This is a genomic window from Burkholderia sp. APQ4-4ca (assembly GCF_057837105.1).
This window is the reverse complement of the sequence record NZ_JBYQCG010000234.1, coordinates 1-17,633: the sequence shown is the minus strand read 5'-3', so window position 1 is coordinate 17,633 and position 17,633 is coordinate 1. Positions and strand designations below refer to the sequence as shown.

Annotated in this window: 15 protein-coding genes; 9 read left to right on the top strand and 6 right to left on the bottom strand. The window is 67.7% G+C overall.

The features are described from left to right. Positions 1-102 precede the first annotated feature (102 nt). Positions 103-939, top strand: a complete 837-nt coding sequence (locus AC3IFE_RS29125; protein ID WP_489193629.1) for an alpha/beta fold hydrolase — start codon at positions 103-105, stop codon at positions 937-939. Between the two features lie 132 nt (positions 940-1,071). On the opposite strand, the gene AC3IFE_RS29120 is transcribed toward AC3IFE_RS29125, so the two are convergent. The 4 genes from AC3IFE_RS29120 to AC3IFE_RS29105 all read right to left on the bottom strand — a co-directional run bounded on the left by AC3IFE_RS29120 (position 1,072) and on the right by AC3IFE_RS29105 (position 6,634). Continuing rightward, entirely contained in the window at positions 1,072-1,779 is a 708-nt protein-coding gene (locus tag AC3IFE_RS29120; protein ID WP_489193627.1) for a DUF3142 domain-containing protein, read from the bottom strand. Positions 1,780-1,786: 7 nt separating this feature from the next. Next, positions 1,787-3,955, bottom strand: a complete 2,169-nt coding sequence (locus tag AC3IFE_RS29115; RefSeq protein ID WP_489193625.1) for a PA5441 family protein — start codon at positions 3,953-3,955, stop codon at positions 1,787-1,789. Between the two features lie 473 nt (positions 3,956-4,428). Next, positions 4,429-5,841 carry a 3-deoxy-D-arabino-heptulosonate 7-phosphate synthase gene (locus tag AC3IFE_RS29110; RefSeq protein WP_489193623.1) on the bottom strand — a complete coding sequence of 471 codons (1,413 nt, stop codon included), beginning with the start codon at positions 5,839-5,841 and terminating at the stop codon, positions 4,429-4,431. 31 nt (positions 5,842-5,872) lie between these two features. Then, on the bottom strand, positions 5,873-6,634 hold the full coding sequence (locus tag AC3IFE_RS29105; protein WP_489193621.1) for a 2-keto-4-pentenoate hydratase: 762 nt from the start codon (positions 6,632-6,634) through the stop codon (positions 5,873-5,875). Positions 6,635-6,931: 297 nt separating this feature from the next. Here AC3IFE_RS29105 and AC3IFE_RS29100 point away from each other — a divergent pair, with 297 nt between their 5' ends. The 5 genes from AC3IFE_RS29100 (at position 6,932) to AC3IFE_RS29080 (ending at position 10,673) form a co-directional block, all read left to right on the top strand. After that, the gene (locus tag AC3IFE_RS29100) at positions 6,932-7,411 is read left to right on the top strand and encodes a universal stress protein (protein WP_301736829.1); all 480 of its coding nucleotides are present in this window, start codon (positions 6,932-6,934) and stop codon (positions 7,409-7,411) included. A gap of 13 nt (positions 7,412-7,424) precedes the next feature. Next, on the top strand, positions 7,425-7,616 hold the full coding sequence (locus AC3IFE_RS29095) for a DUF2964 family protein (protein WP_489193619.1): 192 nt from the start codon (positions 7,425-7,427) through the stop codon (positions 7,614-7,616). Positions 7,617-7,799: 183 nt separating this feature from the next. Beyond that, the gene (locus AC3IFE_RS29090) at positions 7,800-9,533 is read left to right on the top strand and encodes a site-specific integrase (protein ID WP_489193618.1); all 1,734 of its coding nucleotides are present in this window, start codon (positions 7,800-7,802) and stop codon (positions 9,531-9,533) included. 55 nt (positions 9,534-9,588) lie between these two features. Next, complete coding sequence (locus tag AC3IFE_RS29085; protein WP_301736832.1) at positions 9,589-9,714, top strand: hypothetical protein; 126 nt, start codon at positions 9,589-9,591, stop codon at positions 9,712-9,714. 38 nt (positions 9,715-9,752) lie between these two features. Continuing rightward, positions 9,753-10,673 (top strand): hypothetical protein, encoded by a 921-nt coding sequence (locus AC3IFE_RS29080; RefSeq protein ID WP_489193616.1) that lies wholly within the window; start codon positions 9,753-9,755, stop codon positions 10,671-10,673. 22 nt (positions 10,674-10,695) lie between these two features. On the opposite strand, the gene AC3IFE_RS29075 is transcribed toward AC3IFE_RS29080, so the two are convergent. Beyond that, positions 10,696-12,876 carry a DUF4132 domain-containing protein gene (locus tag AC3IFE_RS29075; protein ID WP_489193614.1) on the bottom strand — a complete coding sequence of 727 codons (2,181 nt, stop codon included), beginning with the start codon at positions 12,874-12,876 and terminating at the stop codon, positions 10,696-10,698. Positions 12,877-13,447: 571 nt separating this feature from the next. Between AC3IFE_RS29075 and AC3IFE_RS29070 the strand changes: the two genes are divergently transcribed. Continuing rightward, on the top strand, positions 13,448-14,872 hold the full coding sequence (locus AC3IFE_RS29070) for an aminotransferase-like domain-containing protein (RefSeq protein ID WP_489193612.1): 1,425 nt from the start codon (positions 13,448-13,450) through the stop codon (positions 14,870-14,872). A 203-nt stretch (positions 14,873-15,075) separates the two neighbouring features. Here the strand turns inward: AC3IFE_RS29070 and AC3IFE_RS29065 are convergent, their stop codons facing one another. After that, complete coding sequence (locus AC3IFE_RS29065) at positions 15,076-15,681, bottom strand: TetR/AcrR family transcriptional regulator (RefSeq protein ID WP_489193610.1); 606 nt, start codon at positions 15,679-15,681, stop codon at positions 15,076-15,078. Positions 15,682-15,846: 165 nt separating this feature from the next. On the opposite strand from AC3IFE_RS29065, the gene AC3IFE_RS29060 reads away from it, so the two are divergent. Then, entirely contained in the window at positions 15,847-16,599 is a 753-nt protein-coding gene (locus AC3IFE_RS29060) for an SDR family NAD(P)-dependent oxidoreductase (protein WP_489193608.1), read from the top strand. Positions 16,600-16,691: 92 nt separating this feature from the next. Continuing rightward, positions 16,692-17,633 (top strand): aldo/keto reductase (locus AC3IFE_RS29055; protein WP_489193606.1); only part of this gene is annotated, 942 nt, incomplete at its 3' end.

The following is a 17,633-nucleotide window of genomic DNA, read 5'->3' as shown; positions in this document are numbered from 1 at the left end:
CGATCGGCCGTTGCATTGCACGATGGCGCCGTGGTTTCACGATAATGGCGATAATGGCTGCGGCCCGTTCGCCACGTTCATTCACCTCACAGGAGCATCGCGATGCCATACGTCACCACGAAGGACAACGTCGAGATTTTCTACAAGGATTGGGGTCCGAAAGACGCGCAGCCCGTCATGTTCCACCACGGCTGGCCGCTGTCCAGCGACGACTGGGATGCGCAACTGCTGTTCTTCGTTCAGAACGGCTATCGCGTGATCGCGCACGACCGGCGCGGCCATGGCCGCTCGGCGCAAGTGTGGGACGGTCACGACATGGATCATTACGCCGCGGACGCGTTCGCGGTCGTCGAAGCGCTCGACCTGCGCAATGCGGTGCATATCGGTCACTCGACCGGCGGCGGCGAAGTGGCGCGCTATGTCGCGAAGCACGGCGAGCCGGCCGGCCGCGTCGCGAAGGCCGTGCTGGTCAGCGCGGTGCCGCCGTTGATGCTGAAAACCGAATCGAACCCCGAAGGCCTGCCGCTCGAGGTGTTCGACGGTTTCCGCAAAGCGCTCGCCGACAATCGCGCGCAGTTCTTCCTCGACGTGCCGAGCGGCCCGTTCTACGGGTTCAACCGCGAAGGCGCAACCGTTCATCAGGGCGTGATCCGCAACTGGTGGCGGCAGGGGATGGACGGCAGCGCGAAGGCGCATTACGACGGCATCAAGGCGTTTTCGGAAACGGACCAGACCGAAGACCTGAAGTCGATCTCGGTTCCGACGCTCGTGCTGCACGGCGAGGACGACCAGATCGTGCCGATCGCGGATGCCGCGCTGAAGTCGGTCAAGCTGCTGAAGAACGGCACGCTGAAGACGTACCCGGGCTATTCGCACGGGATGCTGACGGTCAACGCGGACGTGCTCAACGCCGACCTGCTCGCGTTCGTGCGGGCATGACGATGGCGGCGCCGGCCCGCTGCGGCGGGCGGCGCCGTGATCGAAACCGGGCGATCCGGCGGCGGTGCCGCGCATGGCTGCCGATCGCCCCGCCGCGTTTGCACCCGCCCGCTAACCGCTAGCCCCTCACCGCTAGTCGTTGCGCAGGAACACGACATAACCGCGAAACCACGGATGCGACGCGAGATACGGCGGCGCGTCCCACTCGCCGCCCTGGATCACGCCGATCCGAAACGGCAGTTGCAGCCGCGCGACGCGCGGCAGATAGGCTGCGTAGTCGGGAATCGTGCGGCGGCCCTGATAGGTCTGCACGACCACCTCGTCGACGATCCCCTTGAGCTGGTTGACCTGGTCGGTATCGATGCGGCTGCTCCAGTCGAGCAACCCCGTGATGCTGAGCCGGCAATCGGCGGGCAACGTGTCGCGCAGCGTGCGCAGGAACGCAAGGTAATCCTGAAGATGCCGCGTACCGGCATCGAAGTCGATCTGGATGCCGGCGATCGTGCGCCCCGATGCACGCCAGCGTGCGAGCTGCGCGAGCATGATCTGCGTGACGCGCGGCGTCCAGCGCAGCGTATGCGCACGATAGACGAGCCACACGCGCGCGCCGGGCGCCGGCGGCAGCGCGACGCCCTGCGCGATCACGCGCACCTGCGATTCGTCCCGCGGCGACGCCTCGATCTGGCCTTGCAGCACGTAGACGATGCGCGCACCGCGCACGACCGACTGCGGCTTCACGCCCGCCCACAGCCAGAACGCGTCGTACCGCGCGGCGTCGACGGTGCCGGCCAGCGCGACGCGCGCGGCCAGCAGCAGCGCGACGCACGCGATGCGCTTCATCCGGCGCTTACCAGTAGTAGCGAAGCTTCTGCGCCCACGGGCTGCCCGGATAGGCGGTCTTCAGCGTGTCGAACCAGCGCTTGCGCGTGCTCTTCGGCACGTCCTTGCCGCCGCATTCGTTGGAGCCGCCCGGTGCATAGCACTTGATCGCGCGGTAGAACGCGTATGCGCGGTCGTTCGGGTTCGCCTGCGTATCGGCCATCACCGTCACGTAGCTCGACATCCGTTCGTACGGCTTGCCCGCGAACTGCGACGGCGCCGCGCCCAGCGTCGGCGGCACGCGCGTGGCGGCCGTGTTCGACGCGTTGCGGATCCACAGCGGCACCGGATCGCTTTCGAGGCCGGATGCGGGCGGATGCAGCCGCACGAAATCGGCGAGGCAGTTCAACCCTTTCGGATCGGCGGGATTCTGCTGCAGCGTCGCGGCGATGTCGCGCGCCGACAGGCACGTGTAGCCGTCTTCGTTTTTCGCGTCGGCGGCGACGAACGGCTTCAACGGATCGGTGAGCGTGCCGGGCACCAGCGCGGTATCGGCGAGGAAGTCCGCGTAGTGCGAGCGCGTGAGCTCCTTGTACAGCAACGTGTACAGCGCGGTGCTGCGCAGCGCGCCGGTGGTCGCCTGATTCTGTGCCTGCGCGCGCAGCAGGTCGGCGTTGGCCGTGCGTTGCAGCAGCACTCCGCGGATCGCGGCGTTCTGCACGGGCGAATCGTCGGCGAACGCGTCGTTGACGAGCCCGGCCTGCTCCAGGTTGATCGCGAGCGCGAGTTCCAGCATTTCGCGCTGGAAGCGGAACGTCGCGAGGGGGATCAGGTCGCGCCACAGCTGGCGGGCCTTGTCGTTCTGCCCGCTGTCCTCGAGCGCGAACCCGCGCAGCGCCTGCTGGCTCAGCCCGAAGTAGTCGAGCGGCGCGGCGGGCGTCTGCGGCAACAGATCGAGGGCCGCGTCCGGCTTGTGCCCGATCTGCACGTACCAGGTCGCGAGCAGGTAGTCGTACAGCGCGGGCGCGTTCGCGAAGCGCGGCTTCTGCGCCTGCAGCTCGTCCAGCGTCATCGGCTTGCGGCTCGCATCGGTGCTGTCCGACGCGCGCATGCGCAGCAGGTCGACGGTGGCGAGCACGGTCGGCGACTGGATCTGGCGCGCGTCGAATTCCGGGCCGAACAACAGCTTGCTGTCGAGTTCGTTCGCCAGTTGCATCAGCGGCACGTTCGACGTCGCTGGCGACCAGCGCGCAAGCGCATGGCCGTACAGGTCGGCCTGCTGCGTGACGTTGCCGCCGAGCCATGCGACCCGTCGCAACAGTCCGCTCGCGGACGCCGCATAGCGCCCCTTCGGATACACCTTCAGATAGGTCTGGAACACCGTGTTCGCCGCGTCGAGCGACACCTTCGTCACGCGCGCGCGCGTCGGCGTCGGGCTGTCGTTGTCGAATACGTTGGCCTGCGCGGCGTTCAACTGCGCGCGCCCGGCCATGTAGAGGCTGGTTTCCTTCAGCCACGGGTCCGCGCTGTGCGACGCGTTCGCGAACGCGCGGGTCGCGGTGAGGAAGTCGGCCCGGTAGAACGCGTTCGTGCCGTCGAGGTACGTGGCGAACTGCTGGCCGAGCGGCGACTTGACCGGCGGCTTCGTCCATGCGGCGCTCGCGCCGCCCGCGGCACAGGTCTTCTGCGCGATGTCGGCGCGCGCCGCACGCAGGCGCGCGGCTTCGTCGGCGGGCAGGCCGCCGGCGCCGCCCAGCGCGTCGTTGAACGCGTCCGCGCCCGCGCTCATGCTGCGGCAGATGCTGCCTTCGCCGTCCGCGTACCGGTTCGACGACGCATCGGCATCGGCCCCGCCGCCGGTCTTGTCGGGCGTCTTCTGGCCGATGTCGATCCATCCGGAGAAGTCCATCGGGAACGGCACGATGATCCGGTCGATCCGCTCCTTCGCGGGAATGGTCTTCGGATCGGGAAACACCTGCGCGACCTTGGCGCTGTCGACCATCATCAGCATCGCGTTGACGCGCGTGTCGTTGGCGGGCGTCAGCATCGGCACGTTGCCGCACGAGTAGGACGTCTGCCGGAGCGTGTTCGGCACGTAACAGCCGTCGTCTCCGCTCGCATGGGCGGCCGGCATCCCCAGCAGGCTGGCCGCCAGCGTGGCGAACAGGTTTCGGTGCAGCGTCGGGTTTCTTCGCATTTTTCTTGTGTCGGGTAGGGGGCCGCGACGGCCGGTTCTCTCAGGGGGCGCGTGGGCCCGGCGCGTATCGTACCTCACGGGCCGTCATGGCCGGCAGTGTGCCGGCTCCCGCGAAATGGAAATCCACTCGGTGTGGACGCAACGTCACCTTGAATCCGGATCGCTTCAATTAAGATGCAGCCGGCAGTGGCGGACGTCCGGCGATGGGCGACCCGACGGGGTCCGCGCTGCCCGACGGGGGAGGGCTGCCGAAAGCGGCGTTCGCGTTTCCGATGAAAACCCTTGCATGGATGGTCATGGCGGCCGAGCCCGCACGGACCGCATGTGGCGGCGCCGATCCTGCCGCCGTGCGGTGCGACCGATGCGCGCTGGGGCGACGGCGGCCTGCTGGCGGGATGGACGCTGCCGTTCGGGTGCTCACCCACTGAGCGGTCCATGCGCGAGCGTCGTGAGGTGGCGGCGGTATTCGCACATCACGCGCACACGCTGCTGGCGATGCCTCCGTCGTCCATCTCGTCGAGCGTGGCGCGCAAGTCGTCGATGGCCACCATCAGTTCGCGGACCTGCCGCAACGACGGGTACTGATGCAGCACGGCCTGCCATTGCGGCAGGGTCAGCAGCGCGTGCCAGATGACGCCGAGGCCTTCCGGATCGGCATCCTGCCGTTGCGCGAGCGCGCTCGCGTATTCGAGGCTCGCCTGCGCGGACAGCAGCTGCATCCGACTCGCGGCGCTCAGCAGCCGCGGCGTCGCATCCGCGGACGCGTCGCAGCAATACAGCACTTCCCGGGGCAGCGCCGCATCGTCGGTCGTCAACGCATGCAGCGATGCGCCGTGCACGCGCACCGTGCCCTGGTGCGTCTCGAATGCATAGACCGTGTCGGGGGCCGCTTGCGCGAGCAGGGTCAGGCCGCGCAGCAGCCGCGGCAGATCGGTCGTCGCGGCATCCGCGGAGGCCTTCGCCTCGACGAGGAAGCGCACGTTCCATGGGAGCGCCGAGTCGTTGCCGCGCGCGCGTTCGAGCAGGATCGCATCCCATTCGGTTTTCGCGCGGTCGTGCCGGCCCGGGATCGACGACGGCACGCGCATCGACGTGACCACGCGGTAGGTGCGCTGCTCGTCCACCGCGTCGAGCTTGCGCGCCAGTGCGTCGAGCGCCTGCGCCGCCAGCGCTTCGACGGCCGCGCCGCGCTGCTGGGACGCGACGCCCTGCGCGACGGCGACCGTGCTGCCGACGAGCGGGCCCTGACGAACCCACAGCGCACGGTAGCGACGGACGTCCTCGTCCGCGGCGAGCGCGTCGAGCCGCAGCATGCGTTCGAGCGCGGGGCTGTCCTTGAGTTTGACGACGTCCTGCTCGAACGCCGCGTCGGTCGCCATCCCGGGCAGCGCGAGCAGTTGCGCGAGCGCTGCGTGCAACTCGGCCCACGACGCCGCGGTCGCGGCCGCATGCAGGCGCGCGAGCCCGTCGCGTTGCCAGGCCTGTGCGCTGCGCGCGAGCTTGGCCGGGTGCGCGATCGCGTTGACGGCCGAGTGGAGCGCGCGCCGATCCTGCTCGGCGTGCGCGGACAACGACGCGTATTCGCGCACGTTCGGCGCATCGTGACGCAGCACCGACGCCTGAAACGACGAATCGCCGGACGATGGATCCATCGCGTCGCGGATCATCCGCGCGAGCGCATCGATGAAGCGCTGCCGCAAGTCGGCGCCGGGCGCGTGGCCGTCCGCCCGCATCCTGCGCGCTTCGTCGATCACGATCGCCAGCGCGGTGGCCGGGTTCGTCGCGTCGGTCAGCGACGACGCGCGCTCGAGCGGCGGCAGCCGGTAACGGCGCGCGACGGTGCGCAGGGTGGCGTCGAGCAGGGCGGGAAGCGGTGTCAGCGACATGGCGGTGTGGGCGTGAAAGAGACCCGACCGGTCAAGCGGTCGGCGTCACCGACAGGCTGCCGAGCTCGCCGAAGCGCACCGTCAGCGCATCGCCGAGCGGCACCTCGATCGCGCCCGCGTACGAGCCCGTCGTCACGATCTGGCCGGCGCGCACCGCATCGCCGCGCGACGCGAGGAAATTGACGAGCCACACCAGCGGCTTCAGCGGATCGCCGTCCGGATGACTGCCGTCGATCGTGCGGTTCAGCGCGCCTTCGAACGACAGCGCGAGCGTCGCGAGCGGCACGTTCAGCCCGTCGGGCACGACCGGGCCGACGCACAGCCCCTGGTTGAATTGCCCGTCCGCCAGCAGTTCGAACTTCGATGCGCGCGCCGGTTCCGCGTAGCGGCAGCCGAGCACCTCGAGCACGATCCGCACTTCCCGGACCGCCGCGCGCACGTCGCCTTCGTCATACGGCTGCTCGCGCGCGGGCAGGTCGCGATCGAGCACGAACGCGATTTCCGGTTCGATCCGCACGATCGGCCCGCCGACGACGCGGTACGGCGCATCGGCGTCTCGGATCGTCGACGCGAAGATCGGCGCGAGGATCACGCGATCGGGCGGCGGCAACGCGCATTTCCATCCGCCGACGGGTTCGCCGAGCAAGTCGGCCACGCGCTGCTGGATCGCGAGCGCGGTGTCGATGTCGTCGGGGCGCAGTGCATCGGGCAACAGCGGGCCGGGCGAGCCGGCATGGCGGGCGGCGACGAGATGCTGGGCGGCGCCGTCCACGCGTTCGGTAGTCGTTGTCATGTCGGTTGAGCGAGTTGAAAGTGGGGCCGGCAAAAAAGGGCCGGACGAAAGTCGCATGGTCGATGATAGCGCCTTCGGCGCGATGGGCGCTCGAAAGGGCATCGGCGCCTGCATGGCCGGCGCGGTTCGCGGCCTGCCGACAACGCGAGCCGCCCGTTTCCCGTCGCGTCGCTTTGCCGCATGCGGCGGGATCGCCGGGGCTTGACCGCCGTCAACATCCGAACCCGCCGCCGGCCGATGATGGGGGCATCGCCGTGCGCGACAGCGCGCGCGGCAACTCACCCCAGCGAGGTTCGCATGTACGAGAAAATCATGGTGGCCGTCGACGGCAGCGCTTCGTCGAAACAGGCGCTTGCCGAAGCCGTGAAGGTGGCGCTGGCGGGCGATACGCACGTCAGCGCGGTGTACGTGGTCGACAAGTCGGTACTGTTTACGTATGCAGGCAGTCTCGATCCGCATGCGCTCGTCGAGGAAATCCGCGACGACGGGCGCAAGGTGCTGCGTGAAGCCGAACAGGTCATCGCGCTGGCCGGCGCGAAGGGCGAAGGCGAACTCGTCGAGACCGAGAGCATCGGCGAGGACATCGCGGAACGCCTGCAACGCTACGTGAACGAGCGCGGGATCGATCTCGCGGTGGTCGGTACGCACGGGCGGCGCGGCATCCGGCGCGTGCTGCTCGGCAGCGTCGCCGAGCGTTTCGTGCGCGGCGCGAAGTGCCCGGTGCTGCTGATTCGCGGCGACGACGCCGACGCGCCGGCCGCCGCGGCCGCGGCATGACGCGGCGCGCGCGATGATACGCCGCCAGTACCGGATCGTCGTCGCGGCGATCGCCGTGTTCGTGTCGCTCGCCGGGATGATGGCCGTCGTGACGGGCCTGCTGTTCGATGCCGCGACGGCGGTGCGCGGCGGCGCGCTTGCGTTGATCGTCGGCGTCGCCGGCTTCGTCGTGATGCTGAACCCGGGGCCGAAAGGCGAGGAGTGACGCGGGCGGGGTGGCGGCGCGCGTCGGGCCGCGGTTTCGCGATGACAGGCGACGGCCGTTGCGCCGCCGTGACTTCGCGTGGTCGCGTGTCGTCGCCGGCGCATTCGTGCCGTCCTGTTCGATCTGGATCATCAGCCGCTTCAACGTTGCCGCCCGCTCGGCGCTTCTGTCAAACTGGCGCCCATGAAACAGCGCCTCACTGCACCGCTTTCCGCCGATTCCGCGCCTGCGCCCGCAGGCTTTCCCGACGCCGACGAACTCGCCGCGCTGCGCGCGTGGTATGCCGGCATGACCGTGCGCGAGGCCGTCGAACGCTACCTGCCCGACCGGCTCGGCGGCGGGCGGTCGGCGCGCGGCGTGATCGGCGCGATCCGCCGTCGCCTCGTGCGCGTCGCGCGGCAGGTCGGCCGCCCCGATCTCGCGGAACGGCTCGGCCATGCGGGTGAGCGTTTGCGGGAGGCGAAAGCGGCCACCGACGCGATCGGCCTGCTGCGCCACGCGCGTGCGCCGGTCCCGCAGATCAGCGACGACGTCGGCTTGTGGCTGCCGGCGCGCGCGGTCGTGTCACTGCGTGCGCACGGGATCGCGACGCTCGCCGATCTGACGGTGCGGATTCCGCGCCGGCGCCAGTGGTGGCGCGCGATCGCCGGCCTCGGCATGGCCAGCGCGCGGCGCATCGAAGCGTTCTTCGCCGCCCATCCGGACCTGACCGAACGGGCGCGCGCGCTGATCGCCGCGACGCCGCGCGGCAGCATCGTGCCGTGGGAGCACCTGAAGCTGCCGCACGAAGTCGACGGCTCGGCCGGCACGTTCCGCGCGCCGCGCGCGACCAGCACGCTCGACGCGGACAACGATTACGCGGCCGTGCACGCATGGCTGTCGCTGCACGAATCGGCCGCGACGCGGCGCGCGTACCGGAAGGAGGCCGAGCGGCTGATCCTGTGGGCGATCGTCGAGCGCGGGCGCGCACTGTCGTCGCTGACGACCGAGGATGCGCTCGCGTATCGCGCATTCATCCGGCGGCCGACGCCGCACGAGCGCTGGGTCGGGCCCGTGCGGCCGCGAAGCGCGCCCGACTGGCGGCCGTTCTCGGGCGCGCTGTCCGCGCGCTCGGCGGCATACACGCTGTCGGTGCTCGGCGCGCTGTTCCGCTGGCTGATCGAGCAGCGCTACCTGCTCGCGAATCCATTCGCGGGCGTCAAGGTGCGCGACACGCGCGGCGCGACCGCGCTCGATGCGTCGCATGCGTTCACCGAAGGCGAGTGGCTGCTGGTCCGCACGATCGCCGACGGGCTCGAGTTCGGCAAGCGCGCGGACGACGGTGCGCCGCAGTCGGGCTGGACGCCGGCCGCCGCGCAACGATTGCGCTTCATTCTCGATTTCGGCTATGCGACCGGGCTGCGCGCGAGCGAACTGGTCGGCGCGATGCTCGGCGACATCGAGACGGATGCGCACGGCGACGCGTGGCTGAAAGTGATCGGCAAGGGCAGCAAGGCCGCCCGCGTCGCGCTGCCGCCGCTGGCGCGCACCGCGCTCGATCGCTATCTGGTCGCGCGCCGGTTGCCGGTCACGCCGGCGCGCTGGCGGCCCGATACGCCGCTGATTCCGAGCCTTGCCGAAGACGACGCGGCCGCGATCACCAGCGTGCGGTTGTGGAAGGTGATGCAGCGTTTCTTCGCGCAGACGGCCGACGCCGTCGAGGCCGACCATCCGGCGCTTGCGCACAAACTGCGCCAGGCGAGCCCGCACTGGATGCGCCATACGCATGCGACGCACGCGCTGGCGCGCGGCGCGGAGCTGACGACGGTGCGCGACAACCTGCGGCATGCGTCGATCTCGACGACGTCGATCTATCTGCATGGCGACGACGTGAAGCGGGCGCGGCAGATGTCGAGCGCGTTCGGTATCGACAAATGAGTTGAACACGCAGCATCGACGCGGGTCAGACGATGTTTCGATCCCGGAGATTCGCATGGCGTCGAGCCAGGGCGCGGTCGATTTCATCGTCGAGCAGATCGTGCGGCCGGCACGGTATCGGCCCGCAAGATGTCCGGCGAATACGGCGCCACGCCGCGCAGCGGGCAGGCGTATTCTGTGACACATGCGCGCGACCATCGTGCGCCAGGGAGTACCAACATGGAGACATCCGCATTGACGCGCGGCATGCGGCCGGCGCGCCGCGCCTGGCACGCGCTCGTCGCGATCCTGTGTGTGGGCTGGAGCGCGCTGTCGTTCGGCGCGGAGGGCGCGAGCGGCGCGGCCGCGCTGCTCGAGCGCTACCGCAGCCTTGGGCCTCAACTGAAAGACAACGCGTTTCACCGGCCCGTGGTGCTCGAATCGTCGGAAGCGTCGTCGTCGCTGAAGGGCGACATCTACGCGGTCGTCGATTATCCGTTCGCGGTGGTGAGCGGCCAGCTCGACGATCCCGCGCAAGGCCCGGCGAACTGGTGCGCGGTGCTGATCCTGCACCTGAACACCAAGTACTGCCACGCGTCGAGCGGCGGCAACGGCCCGGTGCTCGACGTGAACCTCGGCCGCAAGATCGAGCAAAAGCTGTCGGACACCTATCGCGTGCAGTTCCGCTATCGTGTGGCGGCCGCGACGCCCGATTATTTCCAGGTCGACCTGACCGCCGACAGCGGCCCGATGGGCACGAAGGATTACCGGATCGCGCTCGAGGCCGTGCCGATCGGCGCGTCGCGCACGTTCCTGCATCTCACGTATTCGTATGGCTTCGGCACGGTCGGCCGGATGGCGATGAAAACCTATCTCGCGACGGTCGGCAGCGACAAGGTCGGGTTCACGACCGTCGGCGCGGCTTCGGCCGGGCAGCCGCAGTACGTCGGCGGCGTGCGCGGGCTGCTGGAGCGCAACACGATGCGCTATTACCTCGCGATCGACACGTATCTCGCGACGCTCGACAAGCCGATCGACCAGCGCCTCGCGCGCTGGTTCGACGCGACCGAGCAGTATCCGCAGCAACTGCACGAAGTGGAGCGGGGCGCGTATCTGCAGATGAAAACGCAGGAGGTGCAGCGGCAGCAGACGGCGCGATGACGCTGCCTACCGGCTCGCCGGCTCAGTCGAGCAATCCTGCGACGACGTCGACGATCCGCTGCAGCAGCGCTTCGTCGTACGGCAGCCACGGCACCGCACGCGGCGCTGATGGCGACGGCGGCGACTCGATCATCGATTCGACCGGTTCGCCGTCGCGCGTCACGCGGCCGGTCGCGCAATGCACCGCCCACGCGCCGACGCGCACGTAGCGTTCGTCGATCACGATCCTCCCTTGCGCAACCGGTTCGGCGAACACGAGCGACAGCACGTGCCGGCGATGCCGCGCCATCACGCCCAGTGGCAGATCCGACAACCGGTTCAGGCGGTCCTGGCGTTCCGTTTCGATATCGCGCTGGCGAGCCGGGTCGGTCGTGTGTGCAGCCGCCGCCGCGCGCGTGGCCTCGTCGTCGAGCGCGAATGCGGACACGCTGACGAGCAGGTCGACCGCCCGCGCGACTTCGGAGAACACGACCGGATCGATGTCGCCGATCGGCAGCGGCGCCCAGCGCGCGCCGTGCCGGCGTTCGACATGCAGCCGGCGCGACGTACCGTGGCTTTCCGAACCGGGAAAAAGCCGCGCATCGACGACGAAGGTCGCGCGCACGTCGCCGAATTCGCGGACGAGCGCGTCGTCGTACGCACGAATCGACCAGCCTTCGCGACGCGCGACGCCGAGCAGCGGCCGGCTCGACAGCACGTGACCCTCGAACATCGCGGTATCGCTGGACGACGCGTCGCCGTCGCCCGGCACGTAGTACTCGCGAAACGCTTGCCGGATCGGTTGCCGCAGCGCCCGGCCGACGATCGCGCGCTGCCACGCGAGCCGTTCGTCCGCATCGGCGAGCAGCGGGTGCCATAGCCGGATGGCGCAATCGTCGGCGATTTCGCACGCGTTGCCGGCCGCATCGCGCAGCACGACCTTGCCCTTCGCGATGTCGGGCATGAACGACTGCGTCGTGCCGTCGCTGCGCCGTGCTTGCCAGATCACTCGCGCCGAGAACGCGGCGCCGGCCGGCGCATCGACGAGCCGCTCGCGCCATTCGGCGTGGCCGAGCGTCATCGGCTGCCAGAAGCCGGCTTCCATGCACGCGGCGAGTATCGCGAGTGCCTTCTTGTCGGGCTTCGCGTCGAGCGTCATCCGCAGCGCCGTGTGCGGCCGTTCGCCGAGCGCGCGCTCGGCCGGCTTCAGGTTGCGCGCGAGTTTCTTTTGCACGCCCGCGTGACGGACGACGGCCAGCGCGTCGCGCAGCGCGCGCACGCTTTCGGGCGTCGGGATCGTCTCGATCGCATGGCCGAGCGCGATGGCGAGCGACTGTGAAGGCGCGGTTTTCGCGGCCGTCGGCGCGACGCACACGCCAGTCAGCAGCGGCCCGATCAGCGGGCGCAGCCACGCTTCGTCGCGATAGGCGGCCACGCGTGCGGCGCGTGAGAGCACTTGCGCGTCGTTGGTCGTGAACGCGCGATCGGCTTCGTAGGGCACGGTGCCGGCGTGCAGCGCCGCGACCTGCCGCGCGGCGTCGGTCAACGCGTCGCGCGCGAAGGCGACATACGCGGCTTCCTCCACGAGTGTCACGGCCGGATCGCTGGAGTCGATCCACAGCCGCTTCGGCATGAAATAGCCGCTGTCGGTCGCGGCCAGCGCGAGCAGCGCGGCCGGGCCGAGTGCCGGCAGCACGTCGAGTTCGCGTACGCGAAACGACGAGTCCGCCAGCAACTGTGCATACGCGGCGCGGCGCGCCGAGAAGTCGCGGCGGCCCGCGAACCAGTCGAGCGTATACGCGCCATAGACGGATGCCGCGCGCAATCCGCCTTCTTCCGGTTCGCCGGCGATCCGCGCGAGTTCTGCCTGCAGCGCGGGCGACGGCAGCGCGTCGAGGCAGGGCAAATCCTCCAGCGCGCGTTTCCACTCGCCGGCCGGAATGGCGCGGAACAGTTCGAGTGCCGCATCGGCATCGATGAGCGGCACGAGGCCGAGCGCGTCGATCTGCCGGTGCAGCCAGCACGCGAATCCGGCGCGCGGATCGTCGAACGCCTCGTCGCGCACGAGGATCTCGTATTCGACGCGCCGCAACGCGGGCCACACCGTGCCGAGCGCCCGCGCATCGAGCGCCGACAGGTCGATCGGTGTGTCGGCGGCGCTCGCGTGATCGGCCGGGTCGGTCAGCCGCGCGATGAGCCGCGCAACGAGGGCGCGATCAGTCATGCGCACACCTCCCGGATGCGCCGTTCTGGCGCGATGGCTTTTGTACGGCTCGCGCGGCGCGGATCGCGCCGCCGAGGCCGGCTACAGGTTCGATCGTGGACTGCATGGTCTGGTGCTCAAAGATGGAAACCCTGCGGGCGCACAGTATTGCACCCTCATTGGCACGTCCGTGCGAATGCCCGTGCGGCGGGCGTCCCGGCCCGATTCGGCTGCGCGGGGCCGGCCAACCGGCTCCCCAGGCATTTCATAAGACGTACAGTTTTCCCGTGACGTGCGATTCGCGCGGAACTGTACTCTTGTTCGCTCGTTCGATGTGTGTACTCGCCGCCAACTGTTCTTCTCTTAAGATTCAATCATCAAGTGCACAGTGCCGCAGATCCAGCTCATCCGGAGCCCTGCCGGCGCATCTTCAAGAGAGAGTCAGTGCGATGGAAAAGGCAAAACCGGAGGGGCAGATCAGGAATCACGACGGCCCGGTCGGCGGGCGAAACACGTGCAACACGTGCAACACGTGCGTATCGGACGCACACGGCGGGGCGGCGCGGCGGTGCGCGCCAGCGGGAGACGCGCGATGAAACTCTATGAAAAACTCGCGGACGATATCGAGCGCCTGATCCGCCAGCGCGTATACCGGCACGGCGACCGGATTCCGTCGGTGCGGCAGGCGAGCCAGCAGCACCGGATCAGCATCACGACCGTGCTGCATGCGTATCTGCTGCTGGAAAGCCGCGGGCTGCTCGAAAGCCGGCCGCAGTCCGGCTATTTCGTGAACCTGCGGCGCGACGACGGCCACGCGCCGGTGCGCGAGCTGCGGCCGTCGAAGCCGATCGCGATCTCGTCGTCGGTCGACGTGAGCCGGCTCGTGCTGTCGACGCTGCGCGCGATCGGCACGGACGACGCGGTGCCGCTCGGTTCGCCGTATCCGGACCCGAGCCTGTTCCCGTTCGAGAAGCTGAACCGCTACGCATATGCGGCCGGTCGCGACAAGTCGCTGTGGGGCGTGACCGACGGGCTGCCGCCGGGCCATCCGCGGCTGATCCGGCAGATCGCGCGGCGCTACCTGGAAAACGGGATGTCGGTGGACCCGAACGAGATCATCGTGACGGTCGGCGCGACGGAGGCGATCAATCTGTGTTTGCAGGCCGTGGCGAAGCCGGGCGACACGATCGCGGTGGAATCGCCGACGTTCTACGCGATGCTGCACGCGATCGAGCGGATGGGGATGAAGGCGATCGAGGTCGCGACGCATCCGGAATACGGAATCGACATCGCGGCACTGGCCGCGATCGCGAAGTCGCAGCCGATCGCCGCGTGCATGGTGATGCCGAACTTCCAGAATCCGTTGGGGTTCCAGATGCCGGACGAGCGCAAACGCGAACTGGTTGAGTTCGCAACGAAGACCGATCTGCCGATCATCGAGAACGGCGTATACAACGAACTGTATTTCGGCGACGCGCATCCGAGTTCGCTGAAATCCTACGACCGGACCGGAATCGTGCTGCATTGCTCGTCGTTCTCCAAGAGCCTGACGGCCGCATACCGGATCGGCTGGGCGCTGCCGGGCCGCTACCGCGATCAGGTCGAGAAGCTGAAATTCCTGAATACGCTCGCGACGCCGTCGTTGCCGCAACTGGCGATCGCGGAGTTTCTCGAACGTGACGGCTATGAGCATCACCTGCGGCGGGTTCGCAAGGCGTATGCGCAGCAGGCGAACCTGATGCGCGCGATGGTGTCGCGATTCTTTCCGGAAGGCACGCGCATTTCGAGCCCGGCGGGTGGGTACGTGCTGTGGGTCGAACTGCCCGCGCAGGTCGATGCGATGCGGCTGTACCAGCTTGCGCTTGAGCAGGGGATCACGATCGGCCCCGGCTACATGTTCTCGATCACCGATAACTACCGGAACTTCATCCGGCTGAACTACAGCAGCCCGTGGTCGCCGGAGATCGAGCAGGCCGTGATCACGGTCGGCAAGCTGGCCGCGGCGTGCATGCGATGAATGGGCGCGGGCGGTGTCATGGGATTCGATGACAAAGCCGGCTTCGTGCCGGCTTTGTTTTGGTGCTTCGTGGAATTTCGTGGACGTCGCTGGCCGACCCTGAACAGCCAATCAACAGCGGACACCGAACGACCATTGTTCAACCGTCTGCGGTCGCACATGGCGACGGACGCGCTTGAGCTAACCAGCGCCTACGGTCAGGCTCAACGTTTCCCCGAACTCGAATCCAATTGCTTACCGGTTCCTTTGGCCTTGGGCGGCCGAGTCTCAGGCCAGCTCCGCATCGCAATGCTGATTGTCTGGTGTAACTCGTTGGTCGGCACGCCGCTCGCCGCCTGAACGGAGATACCTTGCGAAACAGTGCCGAAGAAACGCGCCAAGGCGCCGATGTCGGTGTCTGGCGGCAGCTCCCCGCGCTTAAGGGCCTCCTCCAGACACTTCCGGATCATCTCAACGCCCGACTCCCGGACTTCACATAGAACCTGAGCCACGCGTCGTGAATCCTCGCTTCCAGTAAGCGCTCCCTGCACCAACAAGCAGCCCCGAGGGGTGCCTTTTGCGCTCTGAAACGTCGCCAGGGCGCGCAGGAACCCTTCTATTCCGCTACGCGCCGATGGCAGCGCCAACGATGGTGCCGCGAAGGCTCCGAGCCGCTCCTGGTAGCGGGCGAGGGCTTTGAAGAAAAGCTGTTCCTTTCCTCCAAAAGCACCATAGAGACTCGGCTTATTGACGCCGATCGCCTCCGTCAGATCCGTCAGCGACGTCCCCTCATAGCCCTTCTCCCAGAAGAGAGTCAGGGCTTGGTCCAACGCCTTGTCCGGGTCGAACGCCCGTGGCCTGCCGATTGCCATTCGTGCACCAATCAATATTTTTACCGATCGGTATATTAAGTCCTTGACGAGGCGCTGTCCATCCGCAGATACTTACCGAGCGGTACAAAAGTAAACGCAAACCTAACGTTTAGAGAGAGTGAAATGACAAGTCGTTTGAATGGAAAGGTGGTCCTGGTGACGGGCGGCAGTTCGGGTATCGGTCTCGCCGCGGCAACGCGTTTCGCTGCAGAAGGCGCAGCCGTCTATATCACCGGGCGCAAACAGGAGGCGCTTGACGCGGCCGTTGGCTCAATAGCCGGCAAGGTTACGGCTATCCGGGCCGACTCCAGCGTCGCTGCCGATCTCGAGCGGGTCTACGCCACGATTCGTGACACGAGCGGCAAGCTGGACGTGTTGTTCGCGAATGCCGGCATTGCAGCGTTTGTACCGCTCTCGGCGATCACTGAAGCGCATTACGACAGCATCGTCGATACGAACCTGAAGGGCGTCGTGTTCACCGTCAAGTACGCGGTTCCTCTGCTTTCCGAAGGCGCCTCGATCATTCTCACTTCGTCGACAGCGGGCTATAGGGGCATGGAGGCATTCAGCGTATACAGCGCGACGAAGGCGGCGATTCGGCAACTGGCGCGCGGTTGGCTCCTGGATCTGAAGGAACGGAAAATTCGCGTCAACGTCATTAGCCCCGGCATGGTCGATACGCCCGCCATTGACGGCCTGGTGGGCGATCCGAACGCTGCGTCCGGAATGAGGGCGCATGTGGCATCGCAAAATCCGCTGGGCCGCATTGCGCATCCCGATGACGTTGCTGCTGCCGCGTTGTTTCTGGCCTCCGACGAAGCCGCGTACATCAACGGCGTCGACTTGCCCGTAGACGGCGGTGCCAGCCAGATCTAATCGAATTGCGGAAACTTCGCCGAAGCCCGGTTTGCCACGATTGCACGGTGGTTCCGACTTCAGCATTCCAGCATCGTTCAGGAGCAACGTTCATGCGATACAAACTGTTTGGACAACATACGGGGCTGCGAGTCTCCGAACTGGTACTCGGCGCGGGGAATTTCGGGACGCGCTGGGGCCATGGTGCCGAGCCGGCGGAGGCGCGTCGCATCTTTGAAGCCTACGCGGAGGCCGGGGGCAATTTCATCGATACCGCCAACGGATATCAGTTCGGCGAGTCCGAGGAAATTCTCGGCGAACTGCTTCGTGGTCACCGGGACGCATTTGTGCTGGCGTCGAAATTCACTTATCGCGCCACGCCTCAGGACGGCATTCTCACGACGGGCAACAGCCGCAAAGCCATGGTGGCGTCCGTGGAGGCCAGCTTGAAGCGACTCAAGACCGACCGTATCGACCTTTTGTGGGCGCACATGTCCGACGGTGTGACGCCGCTTGAAGAGCTCGTGCGAGGGTTCGACGATCTCGTACGTGCCGGCAAGATCCTGTACGCGGGTCTGTCCGATTTCCCCGCCTGGCGGGTGGCTCGCGCGGCGACCATCGCCGAGTTGCGCGGTACGGTGCCTGTCGCGGGTCTTCAGCTGGAATACAGCCTCGTGGAACGTAGCAGCGAGCATGAACTTCTTCCGGCCGGCAAGGCATTGGGACTGGGGATCGTTGGCTGGTCCCCGTTGGGCGGCGGCATGCTTACCGGAAAATACCGTAATGGCGAAACCGGGAGGCGGGAAGGTTTTGGCGGCAACGTGTTCCAGCCCGAAAATACCCCGCAACGTACGGCGATCCTCGACGCGCTGATTGCCGTTGCAGACGAAGCGGGCGTGACTCCCGGAGAAATCGCCATCGCGTGGGTTGCCGGAAAGGGCGTGCAGCCTATCATCGGGCCGCGCACGTTGGCGCAGCTCCAGAGCAATCTGGCCGCTATCCGGGTCACCCTTTCGGTAGAGCAGATCGGCCGCCTCGACATCGCGAGCGCGATT

Bases quoted from the DNA above. Each gene is read 5' to 3' on its own strand.
- AC3IFE_RS29125 (WP_489193629.1), top strand. From the start codon at position 103: ATGCCATACGTCACCACGAAGGACAACGTCGAGATTTTCTACAAGGAT.
- AC3IFE_RS29120 (WP_489193627.1), bottom strand. From the start codon at position 1,779: ATGAAGCGCATCGCGTGCGTCGCGCTGCTGCTGGCCGCGCGCGTCGCG.
- AC3IFE_RS29115 (WP_489193625.1), bottom strand. From the start codon at position 3,955: ATGCGAAGAAACCCGACGCTGCACCGAAACCTGTTCGCCACGCTGGCG.
- AC3IFE_RS29110 (WP_489193623.1), bottom strand. From the start codon at position 5,841: ATGTCGCTGACACCGCTTCCCGCCCTGCTCGACGCCACCCTGCGCACC.
- AC3IFE_RS29105 (WP_489193621.1), bottom strand. From the start codon at position 6,634: ATGACAACGACTACCGAACGCGTGGACGGCGCCGCCCAGCATCTCGTC.
- AC3IFE_RS29100 (WP_301736829.1), top strand. From the start codon at position 6,932: ATGTACGAGAAAATCATGGTGGCCGTCGACGGCAGCGCTTCGTCGAAA.
- AC3IFE_RS29095 (WP_489193619.1), top strand. From the start codon at position 7,425: ATGATACGCCGCCAGTACCGGATCGTCGTCGCGGCGATCGCCGTGTTC.
- AC3IFE_RS29090 (WP_489193618.1), top strand. From the start codon at position 7,800: ATGAAACAGCGCCTCACTGCACCGCTTTCCGCCGATTCCGCGCCTGCG.
- AC3IFE_RS29085 (WP_301736832.1), top strand. From the start codon at position 9,589: ATGGCGTCGAGCCAGGGCGCGGTCGATTTCATCGTCGAGCAGATCGTG.
- AC3IFE_RS29080 (WP_489193616.1), top strand. From the start codon at position 9,753: ATGGAGACATCCGCATTGACGCGCGGCATGCGGCCGGCGCGCCGCGCC.
- AC3IFE_RS29075 (WP_489193614.1), bottom strand. From the start codon at position 12,876: ATGACTGATCGCGCCCTCGTTGCGCGGCTCATCGCGCGGCTGACCGAC.
- AC3IFE_RS29070 (WP_489193612.1), top strand. From the start codon at position 13,448: ATGAAACTCTATGAAAAACTCGCGGACGATATCGAGCGCCTGATCCGC.
- AC3IFE_RS29060 (WP_489193608.1), top strand. From the start codon at position 15,847: ATGACAAGTCGTTTGAATGGAAAGGTGGTCCTGGTGACGGGCGGCAGT.